15 protein-coding genes are annotated in these 21,459 nt (G+C 71.7%); 2 read left to right on the forward strand and 13 right to left on the reverse strand.

The genetic code is table 11. From position 1 onward, the window contains the following. Nucleotides 1-66 precede the first annotated feature (66 nt). Nucleotides 67-1,230: a PQQ-dependent sugar dehydrogenase gene (locus tag RPQ07_RS11010; protein ID WP_413777725.1), complete on the forward strand. Its 1,164-nt coding sequence runs from the start codon at nt 67-69 to the stop codon at nt 1,228-1,230. A gap of 180 nt (nt 1,231-1,410) precedes the next feature. On the opposite strand, the gene RPQ07_RS11015 is transcribed toward RPQ07_RS11010, so the two are convergent. From RPQ07_RS11015 to RPQ07_RS11045, 7 genes are all read right to left on the reverse strand, one after another. Continuing rightward, entirely contained in the window at nt 1,411-4,473 is a 3,063-nt protein-coding gene (locus RPQ07_RS11015; RefSeq protein WP_313948858.1) for a helix-turn-helix transcriptional regulator, read from the reverse strand. 95 nt (nt 4,474-4,568) lie between these two features. After that, nucleotides 4,569-4,739 (reverse strand): hypothetical protein, encoded by a 171-nt coding sequence (locus RPQ07_RS11020; protein ID WP_313943925.1) that lies wholly within the window; start codon nt 4,737-4,739, stop codon nt 4,569-4,571. Nucleotides 4,740-4,936: 197 nt separating this feature from the next. After that, nucleotides 4,937-5,740: a GNAT family N-acetyltransferase gene (locus RPQ07_RS11025; protein ID WP_313943926.1), complete on the reverse strand. Its 804-nt coding sequence runs from the start codon at nt 5,738-5,740 to the stop codon at nt 4,937-4,939. 79 nt (nt 5,741-5,819) lie between these two features. Beyond that, nucleotides 5,820-6,431 (reverse strand): hypothetical protein, encoded by a 612-nt coding sequence (locus RPQ07_RS11030; RefSeq protein ID WP_313943927.1) that lies wholly within the window; start codon nt 6,429-6,431, stop codon nt 5,820-5,822. Between the two features lie 70 nt (nt 6,432-6,501). Continuing rightward, entirely contained in the window at nt 6,502-7,059 is a 558-nt protein-coding gene (locus RPQ07_RS11035; RefSeq protein ID WP_313943928.1) for a GNAT family protein, read from the reverse strand. A 37-nt stretch (nt 7,060-7,096) separates the two neighbouring features. After that, entirely contained in the window at nt 7,097-9,304 is a 2,208-nt protein-coding gene (locus RPQ07_RS11040) for an MMPL family transporter (RefSeq protein WP_313943929.1), read from the reverse strand. Nucleotides 9,305-9,440: 136 nt separating this feature from the next. Beyond that, complete coding sequence (locus RPQ07_RS11045; protein WP_313943930.1) at nt 9,441-11,537, reverse strand: phosphocholine-specific phospholipase C; 2,097 nt, start codon at nt 11,535-11,537, stop codon at nt 9,441-9,443. Nucleotides 11,538-11,873: 336 nt separating this feature from the next. On the opposite strand from RPQ07_RS11045, the gene RPQ07_RS11050 reads away from it, so the two are divergent. Further along, the gene (locus RPQ07_RS11050; RefSeq protein WP_313943931.1) at nt 11,874-12,773 is read left to right on the forward strand and encodes a hypothetical protein; all 900 of its coding nucleotides are present in this window, start codon (nt 11,874-11,876) and stop codon (nt 12,771-12,773) included. Nucleotides 12,774-12,878: 105 nt separating this feature from the next. Here the strand turns inward: RPQ07_RS11050 and gatB are convergent, their stop codons facing one another. From gatB to ligA, 6 genes are all read right to left on the reverse strand, one after another. Next, the gene (gene gatB, locus RPQ07_RS11055; RefSeq protein WP_313943932.1) at nt 12,879-14,390 is read right to left on the reverse strand and encodes an Asp-tRNA(Asn)/Glu-tRNA(Gln) amidotransferase subunit GatB; all 1,512 of its coding nucleotides are present in this window, start codon (nt 14,388-14,390) and stop codon (nt 12,879-12,881) included. A 16-nt stretch (nt 14,391-14,406) separates the two neighbouring features. After that, nucleotides 14,407-14,649: a hypothetical protein gene (locus tag RPQ07_RS11060; RefSeq protein ID WP_313943933.1), complete on the reverse strand. Its 243-nt coding sequence runs from the start codon at nt 14,647-14,649 to the stop codon at nt 14,407-14,409. Continuing rightward, the gene (gatA, locus tag RPQ07_RS11065) at nt 14,646-16,139 is read right to left on the reverse strand and encodes an Asp-tRNA(Asn)/Glu-tRNA(Gln) amidotransferase subunit GatA (protein ID WP_313943934.1); all 1,494 of its coding nucleotides are present in this window, start codon (nt 16,137-16,139) and stop codon (nt 14,646-14,648) included. The genes RPQ07_RS11060 and gatA overlap by 4 nt, the downstream gene beginning before the upstream one ends. A 5-nt stretch (nt 16,140-16,144) precedes the next feature. Further along, nucleotides 16,145-16,441 (reverse strand): Asp-tRNA(Asn)/Glu-tRNA(Gln) amidotransferase subunit GatC, encoded by a 297-nt coding sequence (gatC, locus tag RPQ07_RS11070; protein WP_015036350.1) that lies wholly within the window; start codon nt 16,439-16,441, stop codon nt 16,145-16,147. A gap of 379 nt (nt 16,442-16,820) precedes the next feature. Then, complete coding sequence (locus RPQ07_RS11075) at nt 16,821-18,932, reverse strand: bifunctional diguanylate cyclase/phosphodiesterase (RefSeq protein WP_313943935.1); 2,112 nt, start codon at nt 18,930-18,932, stop codon at nt 16,821-16,823. Between the two features lie 316 nt (nt 18,933-19,248). Continuing rightward, on the reverse strand, nt 19,249-21,432 hold the full coding sequence (gene ligA, locus RPQ07_RS11080; protein WP_313943936.1) for an NAD-dependent DNA ligase LigA: 2,184 nt from the start codon (nt 21,430-21,432) through the stop codon (nt 19,249-19,251). Nucleotides 21,433-21,459 lie beyond the last annotated feature (27 nt).

The following is a 21,459-nucleotide window of genomic DNA, read 5'->3' on the forward strand; positions in this document are numbered from 1 at the left end:
CGGGGGCCCGGGCGGTGTAGGAAGGGTAGTCAGGCAGCTTCCGCAGCCGTCGAAAGGATCAGTCCTGTGCCACGTCCCGCAGTGACGGCCGTGCTGGCCGCTGCCCTCCTGGTGTTCACCGCCGGGTGCTCGTCCGATGACGGCACGCCCCCGGGCGACCGGTCGGGGGCGACCGCGAAACCGGCCCCGACCGGGTCCGCGTCCGGCGGTGCGGCGAGTCCCTCCGCGCCTCCGGCGAAGGGCTCGGCGAAGGTGGTGTCCACGCTCACCGAGAACCTCAAGTCCCCCTGGGGCGTGGCCGCGCTGGCGGACGGCGACCTGCTGGTGGGCTCGCGCGACCAGGGGACGGTCACCCGCGTCGACGTGGAGACCGGGAAGCAGACGGAGATCGGCTCGGTGCCGGGTGTCTCCCCGGAGGGCGAGGGCGGGCTGCTGGGCCTCGCCGTCTCCCCGAGCTTCGCCTCCGACCACCAGGTGTACGCGTACTTCACCACCGCGTCGGACAACCGCATCGCCCGCATGCTGTACGACGAGCGGAAGCCGCCCGGCCAGCAGCTCGGGGCCCCGGACACGGTGCTGCGCGACATTCCCAAGGGCTCCATCCACAACGGCGGACGGATCGCGTTCGGCCCCGACAAGATGCTCTACGCGGGCACGGGCGAGACGGGTGAGACGGGGCTCGCGCAGGACAAGAAGTCGCTGGGCGGCAAGATCCTGCGGATGACCCCGGACGGGCAGCCGGTGCACGGCAATCCGGACGCCGACTCGGTCGTCTACTCGTGGGGGCACCGCAATGTGCAAGGGCTGGCCTGGGACTCCGAGAAGCGGCTGTGGGCATCGGAGTTCGGGCAGAACACCTGGGACGAGCTGAATCTGATCGAGCCGGGAAAGAACTACGGCTGGCCGGAGGTCGAGGGCAAGGGCGGCGGGTCCGGCTTCGTGCAGCCGGTGGCGGTCTGGAAGACGTCCGAGGCGTCCCCGAGCGGTATCGCGTACGCGCGGGGCTCGATCTGGATGGCGGGGCTGCGGGGCGAGCGGCTCTGGCGGATCCCGCTGGCGGGCACCAAAGCCTCGGCGGACCCGCAGTCGTTCCTGGAGGAGGAACACGGCCGGCTGCGCACCGTGCTCGCGGTGGGCGGCTCCGATCTCTGGCTGGTGACGAGCGAGACGGACAACAGGGGCACGCCCGCGGCGGGCGACGACAAGATCCTCAAGGTGGACGTCACATAGGCGCCACGTAGCGGCGTCCCGGGGGCGCCCCACCACCCGCCCCGGGCGCGGGCACCCCCGGGGCGCCCACCGGGCGCCTCGACGGCCCGCCCCGTGCAAGCCGAGCCTTGCCGTTCAGGCCGAGCCTTGACCGTTCAGGCCGAGCCCTACGGCCCGTTCAGGCCGAGCGCCACGGCCCGCTCAGGCCGAGGCCGGTTGGTCCTCGTCCGGCGTCGGGAACAGGCGCAGGCGGTGTGCCAGCGCCGCCGCCTCGCCGCGGCCCGAGACGCCCAGCTTGGCCAGGATGTTGGAGACGTGCACGCTCGCCGTCTTCGGCGAGATATAGAGCTCCTCCGCGATCTGGCGATTGCTCCGTCCCGCCGCCACGAGCCGCAGGACGTCCTCCTCGCGGCGGGTCAGACCGAACACCGGGCCAGGGGCGGCCGGAGTCGCGGCCGGGGCGGTGGGCGGGGCGTCGGCCAGGGAGATCCGGGCACGCTGGGCGAGCAGCGCGATGTCCTCGGAGAGCTGACGGGCGCACAGCCCCCGCGCCGTCTCCGCAGCCTCGCGCAGCAGTGTCGCCGCGCGGGTGCGGTCCGAGGGCAGCAGGGACTCCGCCCAGCGCACGCGGACCTGTGCCAGGTCGTAGGGGAAGTCCACGGCCTCGAAGGCGACGCCGGCCTCTTCCCAGTCGGCGGCCGTGTCCTGGCCGCCCGCGCGCAGCAGTTCGGCCCGTACCCACCGCTCGTGGGCCGTCCAGACGGGGACGGCGGTGACCAGGGTGCGGGCCGCCTTGCGGATGCGGTCCAGGGCCTCGGCGCGGCCCGGTGCCGCCGCGGGCAGGCCACGGGTGTCGGCCTCCAGCGTGGCCGCCGCGCGCAGCAGAGGCCAGGCATACCTCTGGGTGCCCGGCGGGAAGCCGGCCTTTGCCGCCCGCTCGAACTCCGTCCGCGCCTCCGTGACCCGTCCCTGCGCCGCCGCGATGCCCAGTGCGATCACGTCCAGCGGGAGTGAGCTCTGCGGCATGGGGTCGTGCGGCCCGAAGTGGGCGCGCGCCGCCTCCAGATGCTCCGTGGCCCTCCCCGTGTCACCGCGGGCCAGGGCCAGGGTCGCGAGCCGGGTGGCCGCGTAGCCCCGGGGTTTGGGGCTGAGCCCGATCCGCAGGGCCCGTTCCGCGGCCTCCAGCGTCTCGTCCCAGCGGCCGAGCGACTGGTACGACTCGGCCAGGTTGCCGAGCATCCACGCCTCGGTGTCGCACAGACCGTACTTGCGGGAGAGCGTGACGCCTTCGGTGAGCACGTCCACCGCCTCCGCCGAGCGGCCGATGCCCTCCAGTACGGACGGGAGGTTCACATGGGTGCGGCCGATGAGCGAGGGCAGATCGAGAAGCACGGCACGCTCCTTGACGAGGTACATCTCCGCCAGCCCCTCGTCGACATGACCGGCGTCGACCAGCAGACTGCCGTGTGTCAGCCGGGCCCGGAGTTCGTTGTCCTCCTCGCCGACCATGCGGGCGTACTCGACGGCGCGCTCGGCGGTCGCCAGACTCCCCGGGCCGGGGGCGTGCACCATGCCCCAACTGGCCGCCTCGGCGAGCACCTCCGCGTGCACCGGGGACGGCGGCAGTCCGCGCACCAGTTCCTGGGCGTCGGCGAGTTCGGCCCAGCCGTCGCCGCGGCCCAGCGAGGAGACCAGCAGGGAGCGCTGGAGGGAGAACCAGGCGCCGCGCAGGGGGTCGTCATCGGCCTCCGCGAGCCGCTGCCCCCGTTTGGTGATCTTCAGGGCTCGCTCGCGTTCGCCGCACAGGCGCCCGGCGACCGCGGCCTCCGCCATCAGATCGAGGAAGCGCAGTGGTGTGGTCTGCGGGTCGCCGCCGCACGGAGGGTAGGCCTCCGCGTAGTCCAGGGGCCGCAGCGCCGCCCGTACATCGGCGGGGGCGCTGTCCCACAGCTCCATCGCCCGCTCCAGCAGCCGCAGTTGCTCGGAGTAGGCATGGCGGCGGCGGGCCTCGACCGAGGCGGCGAGCACCGCGGGTAGGGCCTTGGCGGCGTCGTGCGCGTGGTACCAGTAGCTGGCCAGCCGCATGACGCGCTCCTCGTCGCGTACGAGCGTGGGATCGGCCTCCAGCGCCTCGGCGTAGCGCCGGTTGAGCCGGGAGCGCTCGCCGGGCAGCAGGTCGTCGCTGACGGCCTCGCGGGCCAGGGAGTGCCGGAAGCGGTAGCCGTCGCCGTCCGGTGTGGCCAGCAGGATGTTGGCACCAACGGCGGCCCGCAGGGCCTCGATCAGGTCGTCCTCGGAGAGCCGGGCGACGGCGAACAGCAGCCCGTACTCCACGGTCGAGCCGCCCTCGGCGACGATGCGCGCGACCCGCTGGGCGTCCTCGGGCAGCGCTTCGATGCGCACGAGCAGGATGTCCCGCAGCGAGTCGGGCAGACTCGGGCAGCGGTCGGCCATGCTGCGCGCCAGTTCCTCGACGAAGAACGCGTTGCCGTCGGAGCGCTCGAACACCCGGTCCACCATGGCCGGTTCGGGTTCCGCCGCAAGGATTCCGGCGAGCTGGCGGTGCACCTCACCGCGGTTGAACCGGGTCAGCTCGACGCGCTGCACGGTCCGCATACGGTCGAGCTCGGCGAGGAAGGGCCGCAGCGGATGGCGGCGGTGCACATCGTCGGAGCGATAGGTCGCGATCACGACCAGCCGGCCGCGCCGCAGCGTGCGGAAGAGATAAGCGAGCAGATGACGGGTCGACGCGTCGGCCCAGTGCATGTCCTCCAGCACCAGGACGACCGTGCGGTCCGCGGCGATCCGCTCCAGCAGCCGGGCGGTCAGCTCGAAGAGACGCGCCATGCCCTCCTCGTCGTGCCGGCTCCGCTCGTGACGCTCCCCCAATTCGGGGAGCAGCCGCGCCAGTTCGTGCTCCTGGCCCGCGGCCGCGGCGGCCAGCTCCTCGGGCAGCTGCCGGTGCAGGGCGCGCAGCGCCGTCGAGAACGGCGCGAACGGCAGCCCGTCCGCGCCGATCTCGACGCATCCCCCGACCGCCACGACGGCGTCGCGACGGCACGCCTCGGCGAGCACTTCCTCGACGAGACGGGTCTTGCCCACCCCGGCCTCACCGCCGACGAGCAAAGCCTGCGGCTCGCCCGCGGGGCTCCCCGAGGCACCGCCGCCGGCCGCGCGGGCGAGCGCGTCGGTGAGCACCGACAACTCCCCCGCACGCCCCACGAACACCGGACTCACGGACATGGTCTCCACGGTGCCGAGCATCGCACAGGGCTCCGACAACGCGGCGGGATCCCTGTCTGCGGCCCTGCCCTCGGCCCTGATCGGTACGACGGTCACGGTCGGACGGCCCGGCCGGTTCAGGCGGCCCGGACGAAGTGTTCCCTGAGCCGGCTCACCGGCCCCTCCCCGTCCTTGGCCGACCGCCTCGCGGCACGGCGGGCCAGTCGCACCTGGCGCACCAGGCGCTCGGTCTCGGCCTCCCGGATGAGCTCGGCCCGGCGGATCGATGCGATCTCGTACTCGAACATCTCGTACTCCCTGGTCGGATTCTTCGGTGGTCCTGCCGGCTTTCCGCCGTGCCACCAATCTCGTCCCCCAGGGGGGTCGCTCACATCGGGAGAGTGCCGCATCTTCGCCGGGGCGGGGGCCTTAGACGGGCCGTACGGCCGTCGGGTAAGGCCTAAGGCCCGCTCGCGTACCGCCTCAGGGCGCGCTGCGAGGGGCCTCAGACGGCCGGTCGCGACGGGTGGACGCGCTGCTCGTAGAGGTAGGGCGTCGTGGTGGTGAGGACGGCGAATCCGAGCCGCTCAAGAATGGGGCGGCTCTGGTCCGAGGCATCGACCTGGAGGTAGCGGTAGCCCTTCGCCGCGGCGAGGCGGGCGCGGTGGGCGACCAGCGCACGGTAGATGCCGCGGCCCCGCCAGGCCTCGAGGGTGCCGCCGCCCCACAGGCTCGCGAACCCGGTGCCGGGGTGCAGTTCCATCCGGGCCGCGCAGACCGGCACGTCACCGGCCATGGCCAGGGTCATCAGGACGGTGTCGGGTGTCCGCGAGAGCTGTGCGAGGAGCTGGTCGCGCAGTTTCGCCGCACTGGTGCCGAAGGCCTGCTCGTGCACCTCGGCCATCAGCTCCACACCCGCGGGGTCGGTGACCTCCACGAGCCGGATGCCGTCGGGGAGCGTGGTGGGGGCCGGAAGAGCGGCGGTCTCGGCGACCATCAGCGTCTCCTCGGGCTCGGGCGTGAAGCCCGCGGCCCGCAGCCGGGCACCGAGGTCGCCGGGCCGGTCGTAGGCGTACAGCTTCCACTCGAAGTCGCGTCCGAGCGCGGTGAAGTACGCGATCTGTGCGGCGATGGCCGCGTCGGCGGTGGCGGCGTCGAGACCCGACCAGACGACGCCGTGCCAGTCGTCGTCGGAGCCGCTCTCCCGGATCACGTCGCCGGCCCGCCGCAGCCGGGCCTGTGGCCCGTCGGCGCCGGTGCGCCGACGGAGCCTGCGGTCGAACAGCCGGAGTGCTTCCTCATGGTCCATCCGCACAGGGGAACACCCGGCAGGGGTTCGGGGCACCGGATTTACCGGTGCCCGGTGCCCCGGGGTGGCTGCCCGGGGCTCAGGACCCGGCGCTGGGCAGGGCCAGGATGATGTCGAAGTACATGCCGATGGACACGATCAGTCCGAGGGCGCCGAGTGCGGCTCCGGCCACGGCGACGGCGGGTACCCAGCCGGACTTCCGGGGCCGGGTGAGGACGACGAGCCCGATGATCAGCGCGAGCAGCGCGAAGACGCCGTTGCTGAGGGCGGTGGTGTGCCAGGCGTCGCCGTAGATCGCGGAGATCTGGTCGGCCGGGGAGCCGCCCTGGGACGTCTTGATCTGGCCGATCAGGGTCTGCCGCTCGGCGGCGACCCGGCCGATCCAGCTGCCGCTGAGGCCGACGACGCCCAGTCCCGCCGCGAAGACGGCTCCGGCGGACGCGACGAGGCCGGAGGACGCACGCGGCGTCGGTCCGTCGCCGTCCGCATCCGGCCGCTCGTCGTCGATGTCGTCCAAGACCGCGGTGTCGTGCTCGTCCCCCACGGTCTCCGCGGTCGTACCTGCGGTCTTCTCCGACGTCCCGGGGGCCGCGACGGCCGTGTCCTCGGCCTTCGTGTCGACAGCGCCGGTGCCGGCCGCCGCCGGCTGCGTCGTCTTGTCGGTGGTCTTGTCGGTTTCGGTGGGGTTCATGGGGCGCACGCTAGGCGGCTTGTCTGAGAGTCCCCTTAACAAGCACGGCCGGCCGGGAAGGCACGGCCGGTCAGCGGCTCCGCAGCTCCCGCCACTCCGGCGCCAGGACCGACCAGACCTCCATGTCGTGCCGTACTCCCCGGTAGGGGAACGCGTCCCGCAGCACGCCCTCCCGCGTCATCCCGAGCCGTTTGGCGACATTGACGCTCGCGGTGTTCCCGGAGGCCGCCATCCACTCGACGCGGTGGATTCCCCGCTCGACCACGGCCCAGTCGATCAGCAACCGGACCGCCCGGGTGACGAGCCCCTTGCCGACGGCCGCCGGTTCGAGCCAGCAGCCGACCTCGCAGTACTCCAGGGCGGCGTCGAAGACCCGGAAGAGCACACCGCCGACCAGCGTCCCGTCCAGCCAGATGCCGTAGATCCGTCCGCCGTCCGCCGCCTGCTTCTCCGCGTAGGAGTGCAGGAAGGCCCGGGCCGAATCGAGGTCCGTGGCCGCGGCGGCGAGGGCGATGAACTCACCGATGAACTCACGCCCGCGGTCCATGTGGGCGAGGAACTCCTCGGCCTGCCACGGCTCCAGGGGGCGCAGTTCCGCCGCCTCGTCGCCCAGGGATATCGCGAACATCGGAGCTCCTTCGGCCCGTCATGGCACGAGCTGCCCGTCATGGCACGAGCTGCCCGTCCTCGCTCGTGCGCTGCCCTGGGATCCTCGCATGCGAACGGATGTCGGGGGCTTCGATACTGATCCTCGGCAGCCGGCGGTCGAGCCAGCCGGGGAGCCACCAGTTGGCACCGCCGAGCAGGTGCATGAGGGCGGGCACCAGCAGCGTGCGCAGGACGAAGGCGTCCAGGGCGACGGCCGCCGCGAGCGCGATGCCGAACATCGCGATGACCCGGTCGCCGCTGAGGACGAAGGCGAGGAAGACGGAGATCATGATGACGGCCGCGGAGTTGATCACCCGGCCGGTCTCGGCGAGCCCGACGCGCACGGCCCGGCAGTTGTCGCCGGTCTCCAGCCACTCCTCGTACATCCGGCTGACCAGGAAGACCTGGTAGTCCATCGAGAGTCCGAAGAGCACCGAGACCATGATGACCGGCAGGAAGGGCTCGATGGGGCCCGCCCGGCCGAGTCCCAGGAGCTCACTGCCCCAGCCCCACTGGAAGACGGCGACGACGATGCCGAAGGACGAGGCGACGGCGGCCACATTCATCACGGCGGCCTTCAAGGGGATGCCGACCGAGCGGAACGCCAGCAGCAGAAGCAGACAGCCGAGGGCGATGACCACGCCCACGAAGAGGGGCAGTTTGCCGACGATGATGTCGGCGAAGTCGTCGTAGCTCGCGGTGACTCCGCCGACGTACACGGCGAGCGACGTGCCGTCGGTGGCGGCCGGCAGGACGTCGTCGCGCAGCCGGTCCACGAGTTCGCTGGTGGCCTTCGACTGGGGCGCGGACTCCGGTACGACGGGGAGCAGGGCCGTGTCGCCGCTGCCGTTGTACGTCACGGGACCGGCCGACGCGACGCCTTCCGTGCCGCGCAGGGTGCCCGCCAGGGTGTTCATCGCGAGCCGGTCGTCGGCGCTGTCGAGGCGGGCGACGAGGGTGAGGGGTCCGTTGACGCCTGCGCCGAACCCGTCGGCGAGCAGGTCGTACGCCTGCCGGGTGGTCGCGGTGGAGGCGTTGTTGCCCTGGTCCGAGGTGCCGAGGTGGAGCGAGAGGGTCGGAACCGCGAGGACCAGCATGACGACGGCCGCGACGCCTCCCAGCAGCTTCGGCCGGCGTTCCACGAACGCGGACCAGCGGGCGGCGAACCCGGAGGGCAGTTCTCGCCGGGGGCCGCGCCTGGCCAGTCGGCGCCGTTCGCGTGCGCCGAGCGCGCGCATGCCGATGAAGGACAGCAGGGCGGGCAGCAGGGTCACCGAGGCGGCCACCGTCAGAACGACGGTGAGGCATGCGGCGATCGCCACGCCGTTGAGGAAGTCGAGCCGCAGGATGAGCATGCCGAGCAGGGCGATGCAGACGGTGGCGCCGGCGAAGACCACTGCTCGCCCGGTGGTGGCGACGGCGTTGTGGGCTGCCTCCGCGACCGGCAGCCCGCGGCGCAGGCCCGTGCGGTGTCTGGTGACGATGAACAGCGCGTAGTCGATACCGACGCCCAGCCCGATCAGCAGCCCGAGCATCGGCGCGAAGTCGGCGACGGTCATCACATGGCCGAGCAGGACGATGCCCGCGTACGCCGTGCCGACGGAGACCAGGGCGGTGGCGATCGGCAGCAGACTGGCCGCGAGGGAGCCGAAGGCGAGGAACAGGACGACGGCCGCGACGGCCACCCCGACGACCTCGGCGGCATGCCCCGGCGACGCCGATTCCGTGCGGACGACCGCACTGCCGCCGAGCGCGACCTGGACCGTGTCCGTCTCGGCGGCTTCGGCGGCGTTGACGACCGCTTCGATCTGCGGCAGCGGAATGCCGTCGGCCTTCTGCGTGAAGACGACGGTGGCGAAGGCGGTGCGTCCGTCCTCGCTGATCTGCCCCACGCCCTCGGAGCCGTACGGGCCGGTGACGGCGGCGACTCCGTCGAGCCCGGCGACCTCACCGAGCATCCGGGACATGCGCTGCCGGACCTCGGCGGCCCGGACGCTGCCGTCCTCGGTGTGCCAGACGACGGTGTCGGAGTCGCCGCCCCGGCCGGGGAAGCCGGCGTCGAGCAGCGCCGTGGCGCGGCCCGACTCGGTGCCGGGGACGTCGTAGTCGGTGGAGTACGCGGAGCCCGCGAACCCCGCGGCGGCGGCGGCGCCCCCGAGGGTGAACAGCCAGAGGAGTACGGCGACGAGCCGGTGCGCGACGCACCAACGGGCAATGGCTGCCAACGGACTGCTCCCCGGATGGTTCGTGGATCTTTGTCCGGGAACAGCCCGCAAAGAACTCATGACCTACAAGGCAACACTCTGACAGCCGATCGTGATCCTTTGCCCCTTTCGTGGGCTTACTCACAGGCGTGTGCGCTCACCCCGACACGCTGGCACGGCCGTTCTCGACATGACCCGTCAACCGGCGGCGGAACGCGGGCTCGCGGTCGGCCGTCACCTCGATGTCGTACCAGCCGTGCGCGTCGGCCGCCGAGTGGACGACGGTGCGGCTGCGGCCGGGCTTGACCGTGAGGGAGCGGGTCCAGTCGTCGAGGTCGGCCTCGTCGACGTAGGCCAGCGGCCGGACGGTGAAGGTGACCGGCCTGCTGCCCGCGTTGCGCAGCACGAGGTGGAGATCCCGGTCGTGGTGGTCGACCTGCGTGGTGAGCGCGGCGGAACCTTCGGCGGTGCCCGCGAACTCACGGCGGAAGCCGTTGGGTCCGGTGATCGTGAAGCGGTAGGCGTCCCCGGCGAGGGGGACCGTCCAGCGCGCCGTGCCCCGGACGTCCTTGTGCTGCGGGACGGGGAACTCACCCGCGTACGGGTAGAGCGCGAAGTGCGCGCTCGACCGGCCGCTGTTGCTGAGCGCGACCGTGAACGAGCCGCCGGTGACCCGGCCGTGGGCATCGGGCTGGTACGGCAGCGGCCGCGCGGGCCGGCTGCCCGGCTCCTGCTCCGGCATCCGCTGGACCTGCGGGGGCTTCGGCTGCCAGCGGCCGCTGAACGCCGGAATGGCGCCGGGCTGTTCGACGTCCGGCTGCGGCCTGCCCCGGCGGAAGTCGAACGCGGAGGTGAGGTCGCCGGTGACCGTGCGACGCCAGGCGCCGATGTTGGGCTCCCGTACGCCCGTCCATTCCTCCAGGAAGCGGATCACGGAGGTGTGGTCGAAGACCTCGGAGCAGACGTATCCGCCGACGGACCAGGGCGAGACGACGAGCATCGGCACCCGGATGCCGAGGCCGGTGGGCTTGCCCTGCCACTGCTCCTCGGTGATCTCGGGGGGAGCGACGGGCGGCGGCACATGGTCGAAGAAGCCGTCGTTCTCGTCGTAGTTGATGAGCAGGGCGGTGTGCCGCCACACCTCGGGATGCCTGCCGAGGGCGTCCAGGATCTTGTAGACGATCGTGGCGCTGTGGATGGGCGAGGAGACGCTCGGGTGCTCGGAGTCGACCGCGGAGGGGACGAGATAGGACACGTCGGGCAGCGTGCCCGCGGCAACGTCCCGTGCGAACTCCTCGGCGAGGGTGCCGGTCGGCACGCGCCGCAGCCCGCGCTCGAAGAGCCGGCGCTCGGTGGGGGAGAGCGCGGCGACGCCTTCCTCCAGCAGGCCGAGCAGCCGTTCGCGTTCGGCGGTGTCGTCGGTGTCGCGGACGGCCGCGTAGAACGACTCCATGAAGGTGTGGCCGCCGGTCCGGGCGAGCGCCTTGCGGGCCACGGCCTTGAAGGTGGTGAAGAACTCCAGCTGGTTGTCGGTGAAGTTCTCCCACTCGGTGTACGTCTTCCAGCTGCGCCCGGCCCGCTCCAGACGTTCGGCGTACGTGCCCCAGTCGTAGCCGGGGTGGGTGCCCTCGTCGTAGGCGTCGTTGTCGACGGCCCGCGTCCCGTCCGCCTCGAAGCCGGTCCTCCCGCTCCACAGGTGGTTGCGGTTGGGGCTGGTGGAGGTGTGGATCGAGGAGTGGTAGGCGTCGCAGACGGTGAAGGTGTCGGCGAGTTCGTAGTGCAGCGGGATGTCACGCCGGTCGTAGTACGCCATCGTGGCGGCCGACTTGGCGGAGACCCAGTTGTTCATCCAGCCGCCGCCCCAGGCCTTGGCGCCGCCGCTCCAGGAGTGGTCGAGTGCGCCGATGTACTGGAGGTCCTTCTGCTGTGCCTCGGCGGCCTCGCGTACCGGGAAGGGCAGCACGGCGCTGCCGTTCGGTCCCGGCTGCTCGAAGACGGACCCTCCGGTGGGCAGCTCGACAGCGTTGCGGTCGCCGAAGCCGCGGACACCGCGGAGCGCGCCGAAGTAGTGGTCGAAGGACCGGTTCTCCTGCATCAGCACGACGACATGCCTGATCGCCCGCATCCCGCCGGAAGGAGGCTCGGCGGCCAGTGCCGCCTGCAGGGACGGAGGCAGCAACGACCCGGCCGCCGCGGCGCCGATGGCGCCTCCGCCGAGGGCGAGCAGACGCCGCCGTGACATGTCAGTGGTCACGTGATCCTCCTGATTCCGGTGCTGCCGGGGACCGTAATCGGGCCGGATGACCTGGGGAAGACCCACGGACGGCGCCGTGGTGAACGGTCCCGTGCCGGCCCTCCCCCTGCCGACGGGCCGTGCCCGTCCCCTCGGCACCGCGAATTCTCGCCAGGTCCGCGGGACTCCGATCCCGCTGCGTGGGCTGTGCGGCGCTTCCCGGCCGGACGGGAGAGGGCCGTGACCTGTACGCCCGCGTCCGGCCGGTGTCCCGGGGGCGAATCCGCGCCGTCCGGAAACCGTAAATCCGCCTGCGCACCCCCGGTGTTGTCTGCGGCGACTGGCACGATGGACGGCATGGAGACCACGGGGACCAATCAGCCGATCCTTAACCCCTGCGAAGCCGCGGACTTCGCGCTGGCGCTGCACGACGCGCCCGCGGGGTACATCGGCCGCGTTCCCGTGCCCGTGCTCGCCTACGACCCGAGCGCCTCGCTGCGGGAGCGGCGGGAGACGTTCCGGGAGGTGTACGACACGATCGTCGCCCGGATCGGTGAGCCCACGCTCTACGGCGGTTCGGCCGACGGGCCCAATGTCCGCTGGCGGGACGCCGCGAGGACCGTCCTCCTCTCGGCGACCCGGCACCACGCCGAGCTGTCGGTCCACCCCACGGAATACCTGGAGAGCGAGGAGCGCCGCACCTTCGAGTGGGGCGGCGCCTGGTCGGCGGACGAGCAGCACGACTTCGACCTGCTGCCGTACGTCTGGCAGCTGGATCGCAGTGGTCCCGGCGAGCGTCCGGTGGAGCGGCCCGGCGGGCGGATGGCCTCCAGCCTCGAACACTTCGAGAGCGCCCTGAGGCTGCTGCTGACCGCCTGGATCGAGCAGCTCTCCGTACAGGTCGGAGGCGACTGGGCCGGGTTCTCCCTGACCAGCGGCGCCGACCGCGGCCGCCAGCTCCAGATCTCCTACTCGCTGCAGGACGGGCTGCATGTCTCGGTCGACGACCGGGACGGGGAGGACAGCCCGGAGCGGGCCCGGCTGATGTTCTCCCGCGGCTGGCACTCCCGCGACCGAGGCTGGTGGCAGGCGGAGTTCCCGCAGCCCGAGCGGCCCGAGGCGGCGGAGGCCGCGCGGCTGGCGCTGGCGGAGCTGAGAGCCCGGGGCACGAAACTGCCGAACGAACTGCGGGCCCGGGACGCCAGCTGCAAGGACCGCGGCGAGCTGCTGCTGCCGGGCCTGGGCATACGCAACTGACCCGGGGCAGCTGCCGACCGCGGGCCTCCGTGCCGGCGACGGAGACGCCGAGGCGGCCCGCACCGTTCGGTGCGGGCCGCCTGGGATGGTGCAGGAGGGTGTCGATCAGCCCTCGGTGACGCCGAGCTTCTCCAGGATGAGCTCCTTGACGCGAGCCGCGTCCGCCTGGCCTCGGGTGGCCTTCATGACCGCGCCGACCAGCGCGCCCACCGCGGCCACCTTGCCACCGCGGATCTTGTCCGCGACGGCCGCGTTGCCGGCGATCGCCTCGTCGACGGCCGTGCCCAGCGCGCCCTCGTCGGAGACGACCTTCAGGCCGCGCTTCTCGACCACGGTGTCCGGGTCGCCCTCGCCCGCGAGAACGCCCTCGATGACCTGGCGGGCCAGCTTGTCGTTCAGATCGCCGGAAGCGACGAGCGCGGTGACGCGCGCGACCTGCTCCGGAGTGATCGGCAGCTGGTCCAGCGCACGGCCGGACTCGTTGGCGTTACGGGCCAGTTCGCCCATCCACCACTTACGGGCCTGGTCGGCCGGGGCGCCCGCGTCGGCGGTGGCGACGATCAGATCGAGCGCACCGGCGTTGAGGATCGACTGCATGTCGTGCTCGGAGACACCCCACTCCTCGCGCAGCCGGTTGCGGCGCAGCCGCGGCAGCTCGGGCAGGGACCCCCGCAGCTCCTCGACCCACTCACGCGGCGGAGCGATCGGGACGAGGTCGGGCTCCGGGAAGTACCGGTAGTCCTCGGCCTCCTCCTTCACACGGCCGGACGTCGTGGAGCCGTCCTCCTCGTGGAAGTGGCGGGTCTCCTGGACGATGGTGCCGCCGGAGCCGAGCACCGCGGCGTGCCGCTGGATCTCGAAGCGGGCCGCGCGCTCGACGGAACGCAGGGAGTTGACGTTCTTCGTCTCCGAGCGCGTGCCGAACTTCTCCCGGCCGTGCGGGCGCAGCGACAGGTTCACGTCGCAGCGCATCTGGCCCATCTCCATCCGGGCCTCGGAGACACCGAGCGCCTTGATGAGCTCGCGCAGTTCGGCGACGTACGCCTTGGCGACCTCGGGCGCGCGCTCGCCGGCTCCCTCGATCGGCTTGGTGACGATCTCGATCAGCGGGATGCCGGCACGGTTGTAGTCCAGCAGGGAGTGGGACGCGCCGTGGATACGGCCGGTGGCACCGCCGACGTGCGTCGACTTGCCGGTGTCCTCCTCCATGTGGGCGCGCTCGATCTCGACGCGGAAGATCTCCCCGTCCTCGAGCTGGACGTCCAGATAGCCGTTGAAGGCGATCGGCTCGTCGTACTGCGAGGTCTGGAAGTTCTTCGGCATGTCCGGATAGAAGTAGTTCTTCCGGGCGAAACGGCACCATTCGGCGATCTCGCAGTTGAGCGCGAGGCCGATCTTGATGGCCGACTCGACGCCGATCGCGTTGACGACCGGGAGGGAGCCGGGCATACCGAGGCACGTGGGGCAGGTCTGCGAGTTGGGCGCGGCGCCCAGCTCGGTCGAACAGCCGCAGAACATCTTGGTCTTGGTGCCGAGTTCGACATGGACCTCGAGGCCCATGACGGGGTCGTACTCGGCGAGGGCCGATTCGTACGACACCAGTTCAGTGACGGTCACGGTGAAACATTCCCTCTCAGCCCAGCAGGACGTCGTCGTCGCCGAGCCGCTTCAGCTCGCGATACAGGATCGCCAGGCCGGTCACGATGGCCGCGGCGGAGATGGCGGCATCGATGAGCCGGAGCGTGTCGTTGTCCTGGCGGGCGAGCCTGGCCTGCTTGGCGACGCTGAGCGCACCGAACGCGGTGGTGCCGAGCGACACGTAGAGACCGGACTTGGACTTCTTGAAGTTCTTGGCTTTCTTGGCCATGGCACTCATAGCGACGGAGCCTCCTCAAGCAGCGGGTGTCCCCACTTTTCCACGAAGGCGGCCTCGACGGCGGCGCCGACCTTGTACAGCCGGTCGTCCTTCATGGCGGGGGCGATGATCTGCAGTCCGACCGGGAGATTGTCCTCCGGGGCCAGGCCGACGGGCAGCGACATCGCCGCGTTGCCGGCCAGGTTGGTCGGGATGGTGCACAGGTCGGCAAGGTACATCGCCATCGGGTCGTCGGCGCGCTCACCGATCGGGAAGGCGGTGGTCGGGGTCGTCGGCGAGACGATGACGTCGACCTGCTCGAACGACCTGTCGAAGTCCTGCTTGATGAGCGTGCGGACCTTCTGGGCGCTGCCGTAGTACGCGTCGTAGTAGCCGGAGCTGAGCGCGTACGTGCCGAGCATGATGCGGCGCTTGACCTCGTCGCCGAAGCCGGCCTCACGTGTGAGGGCGGTGACCTCCTCGGCGGACTTCGTGCCGTCGTCGCCGACCCGCAGGCCGTAGCGCATGGCGTCGAAGCGGGCGAGGTTCGAGGAGCACTCGGACGGCGCGATCAGGTAGTACGCGGACAGGCCGAGGTCGAAGGACGGGCAGTCCAGCTCGATGATCTCGGCGCCCAGCTCCTTGAGCACCGCGACGGCCTCGTCGAAGCGCTGCATGACGCCGGCCTGGTAGTGCTCGCCGCGGAACTGCTGGACGACACCGACGCGCATGCCGGTGACGGAGCCGTTGCGCGCGGCCTCGACGACCGCCGGGACCGGGGCGTCGATGGACGTCGAGTCCAGCGGGTCGTGGCCGGCGATGACCTCGTGCAGCAGAGCCGCGTCCAGGACCGTGCGGGCACAGGGGCCGCCCTGGTCGAGGGAGGAGGAGAACGCCACCATGCCGTAGCGGGAGACGCCGCCGTAGGTGGGCTTGACGCCGACCGTGCCAGTGACGGCCGCGGGCTGGCGGATGGAACCGCCGGTGTCCGTGCCGATGGCGAGCGGGGCCTGGTGCGAGGCCAGCGCGGCGCTGGAGCCGCCGCCGGAACCGCCCGGGATACGGGTCAGGTCCCACGGGTTGCCCGTCGGGCCGTACGCGCTGTTCTCGGTGGAGGACCCCATGGCGAACTCGTCCATGTTGGTCTTGCCGAGGATGACGACGTCGGCCTCCTTGAGCTTGCGCGTCAGGGTGGCGTCGTACGGCGGGATCCAGCCTTCGAGGATCTTGGAGCCGACGGTGGTCGGGATGCCCTCGGTGGTGAAGATGTCCTTCAGCGCGAGCGGCACACCGGCCAGCGGGCCGAGCTTCTCGCCCGCGGCGCGCTTGGCGTCGACGGCACGGGCCTGCGCGAGCGCGCCCTCGCGGTCGACGTGCAGGAAGGCGTGCACCTTCTCGTCGACGGCTTCGATACGGGCCAGGTGGGCCTCGGTGACCTCCACGGCGGTCAGTTCGCCGGCGGCGATCTTCCCGGCGATCTCGGCCGCGGTGAGCTTGATGATGTCCGTCATGATGATCAGTCCTCCCCCAGGATCTGCGGCACCTTGAAACGCTGCTGCTCCTGGGCCGGGGCGCCGGAGAGCGCCTGCTCGGGGGTGAGCGACGGACGGACCTCGTCCGCGCGCATGACATTGGTCAGCGGCAGCGGGTGGGAGGTCGGGGGTACGTCTTGGTCGGCGACCTCGGAGACGCGGGCGACCGCGCCGATGATGTCGTCGAGCTGTCCGGCGAAGTGATCGAGCTCTTCGCCCTTCAGCTCCAGACGCGCCAGCCGGGCGAGGTGGGCGACCTCCTCGCGCGTAATGCCAGGCATGCAGCGATCCTCAGGGGTGAGTGTGTGTGGTTTGGCCCAATCCTATGGGGCCCGGGGCGCTGCCCACGAAACGGTTTCGCGTCCGGGCCGCTCCACGGGCTCCGGGCGGCCCATCCTGACAGCTGCCGGGGACGCGTCTGCGGGCGCGGGGGCCGAGGCGGGGGCGGCGCGGGGGAGGTGGCGCGGCGAGGCGGCGAGGCGAGGCGAGGCGGGGGCGGGCACCACCCTCCGGAGGGTGTCCGGCTCCGGGCACGGCTCATGGCCGTCGCACGGTACCGGCGAGGAGCGGCCACAGCGGTACGGCAGGCCCTCCCGGTGCCGTCGGACAGATCAGGGCCGGGGGGCGGCTGAGCGCCCGTCGAGGCCGGTGTACGGCCCTTCAGGGCACCACTTGGCCGGATGGTTCGTCGGCGTCCGAGGACTCGACCTCCGCATGGCGGTGCCAGCCGCGCTCACCCCTGGCCCGCAGCCAGGCCGTCGTCTCCTGGGGCGGCATGGCGGCGGCGACCAGCCATCCCTGCACGGCGTCGCAGCCCAGATCGCGCAGCCGCTCCCAGGTCTCGTCGTCCTCGACGCCCTCGGCGACGACCAGCAGGCCCAGCGAGTGGGCGAGGTCGACAGTGCAGCGGACGATCTCCGCGTCCTCGTTGTCCACGGCGAGCCTGGCCACGAAGGAGCGGTCGATCTTCAGTTCGCTGACGGGGAGCCTGCGCAGATGGACGAGCGAGGAGTAGCCGGTGCCGAAGTCGTCCAGGGACATCTTCACGCCGTGGTCGGTGAGCCCGGCGAGGGTGTCGGCGGCGCGCTGCGGGTCCTCCAGCAGCACGTGCTCGGTGATCTCCAGCTGGAGGGCTCCCGGCGGGACGCCGTGCCGGGCGAGGCGGGCGGCGACGGATCCGGCGAAGCCGGGGGTGTGGACATCACGCGGCGAGACATTGACGGCGACCGGGACGAACAGTCCCTGCGAGCGCCACTTGGCGACCTGCGCGAGGGCGGTGTCGAGCACGTACTCCGTGAGGTGGGGCATCAGGCCGGAGGACTCGGCGATGGCGATGAACTCGTCCGGCGGCACCCGCCCGCGGTCCGGGTGCACCCAGCGCACCAGGGCCTCCAGGCCCGCCACATGGCCGTCGAAGCGGACCTTGGGCTGGTAGTGCAGCTCCACGTCACCGGCGTCCAGCGCGCGGCGCAGATCGCCGAGCAGGCCGAGCCGGTCGGGGGTGTTGCTGTCGCGCTTGGATTCGTAGACCTCGACGCCCGTACGGTCCCGCTTGGCCTGGTACATGGCGACGTCCGCGCGGCGCAGCAGTCCTTCGGCGTCCAGCGCGTGATCGGGGAAGACGGCGACCCCGGCGCTCGCCTCCAGGACGAGGGTGAGCCCGTCCAGGTCGAGCGGTGAGGACAGTTCGGCGACCAGGAGGCGGGCGACGCGCTGGGCACTGGTGGTGGAGTCGGCGACCGGCAGCAGCACGGCGAACTCGTCGCCGCCGAGCCTGGCCGCCTCGGCGCCGCGCGGCAGAGCGAGCCGCAGCCGCTCGGCTATCTGCAGCAGCAGCCGGTCGCCGGCGAGATGGCCGAGGGTGTCGTTGACGGAACGGAACCGGTCGAGGTCGATGAGGACGAGCGCGGACCGCGCGCCGCTGCCCTCCGCGTCCTCCAGGGCGGCCCAGGTCCGCTCCAGCAGCCACTGCCGGTTGGGCAGCCCGGTGAGCGGGTCGCGCAACTGCTCCTCCGCCCGGGCCCGGGCGATCCACAGGGTGGAGTCCAGCGCGATCAGCGGCACCGCGAACAGCGGCAGCATCAGCGGCATGGCGACGGCGACGACGCAGATCAGCGGGGCGATGCCGAGCAGGGCGACCGCGACAAGGCCCTGCCGCATCAGGGCCGTACGGGCGATGGTGGGCAGCCCGCTGCCCTGGGGCGAGAGCACGTACCACAACAGGACGCGGGTGACGGTGAGATAGACGGTGGCCGCCAGCATCACTTCGGGCAGGGCAGCGATACCCCAGTCGAGTGGTTCCCAGGGCTGCTCGACGCTCGGAGTCACCCCGAAGAGGGCGAGCACGAGAGCCGCGGCACCGATGCCGAGGATGTCGACGGAGCCGTGCAGCAGACCTTGCCGCCGGCGGTGGGTGCGGGCCGCGCCGACGAGGGCGACGACGGCCAGGCTGACCAGTCCGGCCGGAACCCAGCCGAACAGCAGCAGGACGGCGAGGGTCAGGGCGGAGCCGGAGCCGGTGCCGCCCCACCAGCGGTCGCGGCCGAGGGCGACGAGGTGGCCCACGATGATTCCGGTGAGGACGGCGAGCGACCAGCCGGCCGTGGAGCCCGGGAAGAGAGCACGGCCTTCGCGGACGGTGTCGAGGACGCCGGCGACGAGCACCAACGCGGCGCCGGTGACGACGGTGACGGGCAGTCCCGGCGTCATGCCGGCCAGGGCCGCGAATCCCCGCGGCCGTGAGACCGGGGCGGCGCTCTCGGTCGGTTTCATTCCCGTCCCTCTCACAGCCGGCGGTGCCGATGCCTCGCGATGGCTCCCGTTGTCATGCCACCACGACTGACATCCCACCACGCAGCCGTGCACGACAGGCGCACGTCTCAACAGTAGGCCGCAGTTGGCTTCGACGGGCAGCGCTCTACAGGTCTTGCCCGAATGCGACCCGGCCACCCTTATCCATCTGCTATGCGCTGAACGGGTGACCTGTACCGGTCGTCGGAACCCCTCACGGGGCGTCTCATTCCCGCCCCGCGCGCCCCCTTCGGCTCCTCGAACGAGCCCCCTCCAAGACCCGCGCACGCCCCCTCCGTCACGCCTCTGGGGGCACAGCGGCCTCACGAGCCGCATCCGGCCCCTGTTCGAGCAGAATCACCAGCCCCTGTTCGTCCAGGACGGGCACCTTCAACTGCATCGCCTTGTCGTACTTGGAGCCGGGGTTGTCCCCGACCACCACGAACGCCGTTTTCTTCGAAACAGAACCGGCCACTTTCGCCCCGAGGCCCTGGAGGGCCTCTTTTGCGCCATCCCGCGTGTAGTTCTCCAGTGTCCCGGTGACGACGACCGTGAGTCCTTCGAGCGGGCGGGGCCCCTGGTCCTCCCCCGCTCCCTCTTCCTCCGTCCGGACGCCGGCCGCGGCCCACTTGCGCAGGATCTCCTCGTGCCACGGCTCCGCGAACCACTGCTTGAGGGAGGCGGCGATGATGCCGCCGACGCCGTCGGTGGCGGCCAGTTCCTCCTCGGTCGCCTGGCGGATCCGCTCGATGGACCGGAATTCACGGGCCAGCGCCTCCGCGGCGACCGGCCCCACATGCCGGATGGACAGGCCGGTGAGGACCCGGGCGAGCGGGCGCTCCTTGGCGGCGGCGATGTTCTCCAGCATCGCCACGGCGTTCTTCTTCGCCTCGCCCTGCTGGTTGGCGAAGACCGTCACGATCTTCTCCTCGCCGGTCTTCGGGTCGCGCTTGGGCAGTCCGCTGTCCTGGTCGAGGACGTAGGCCTTGATGGGCAGCAACTGCTCGATGGTCAGGTCGAAGAGGTCGCCCTCGTCCCGCAGCGGCGGCTCCGCCGGCTCCAGCGGTCTGGTCAGCGCGGCGGCGGCCACATAGCCGAAGTGCTCGATGTCCAGGGACTTGCGGCCCGCGAGATAGAAGAGGCGCTCGCGCAACTGGGCCGGGCAGGAACGGGCATTGGGGCAGCGCAGATCGACATCGCCCTCCTTCGAGGGCCGCAGGGCCGTCCCGCACTCGGGGCACTCGGCCGGCATCACGAACTCCCGCTCGCTGCCGTCCCTGAGGTCCACGACCGGACCGAGGATCTCCGGGATGACGTCACCGGCCTTGCGCAGCACCACGGTGTCCCCGATGAGCACGCCCTTGGACTTGACCACGTCCTGGTTGTGCAGGGTGGCGAACTCGACCTCGGAGCCGGCCACGGTGACCGGCTCCACCTGGGCGTACGGCGTGACGCGGCCCGTACGGCCCACGCCGACCCGGATGTTGACCAGCTTGGTGTTGACCTCCTCCGGGGCGTACTTCCAGGCGATGGCCCAGCGCGGCGCCCGCGCGGTGGAGCCGAGGCGGCCCTGGAGCGGGATCTCGTCGAGCTTGACGACCACCCCGTCGATCTCGTGCTCCATCGAGTGGCGGTTCTCGCCGAAGTGGGCGATGAACTCCCGCACGCCCTCCAGGGAATCCACGACCTTGTTGTGCCGTGCGGTGGGCAGGCCCCACTCACGCAGCAGGTCGTACGCCTGGGAGAGGCGGTCGATGTCGAAGCCCTGCCGGGCGCCGATGCCGTGCACCACCATGTGCAGCGGGAGGGTCGCGGTGACCTTGGGATCCTTCTGCCGCAGCGAGCCCGACGCGGAGTTGCGCGGGTTGGCGTACGGCTGCTCGCCGGCCTCCACGCGCCGGGCGTTGAGCTCCTGGAACTTGGCCATCGGGAAGAAGACCTCGCCGCGGATCTCCACCAGGTCCGGGATGCGGTCGCCCCGCAGCCGGTTGGGGATGTCGGCGATCGTGCGGACGTTGGGCGTGATGTCCTCGCCGACCCGGCCGTCGCCGCGCGTGGCCGCCCGGGTCAGCCTGCCCTTCTCGTACGTGAGGTTCACGGCGAGGCCGTCGACCTTGAGCTCGCACAGGAAGTGGAAGTCCGAGGTGCCGACGTCACGGGCGACGCGCTCGGCCCACGCGGACAGTTCGCCCTCGTCGAAGGCGTTGTCCAGGGAGAGCATGCGCTCGCGGTGCTCGACCTTCGCCAGGTCTGTCTCGTACTGCCCGGAGACCTTCTGTGTCGGGGACTCGGGTGTGCGCAGCTCGGGGTACTGCTCCTCGAGCTCCTCCAGCGAGCGCATCAGCCTGTCGAACTCGCCGTCGCTGACGACCGGCTGGTCCTTCACGTAGTAACGGAAGCGGTGCTCCTCGACCTGCTCGGCGATGAGGGCATGCTGCTCCCGTGCCTCTGCGGGCAGTCCCGTCTGCTGTTCGCCAGCCACCGTTTCGTCCTCCCGATTCCCCGGCAC

This window comes from Streptomyces sp. AM8-1-1 (assembly GCF_032229325.1).
Taxonomy (GTDB): domain Bacteria; phylum Actinomycetota; class Actinomycetes; order Streptomycetales; family Streptomycetaceae; genus Streptomyces; species Streptomyces achmelvichensis.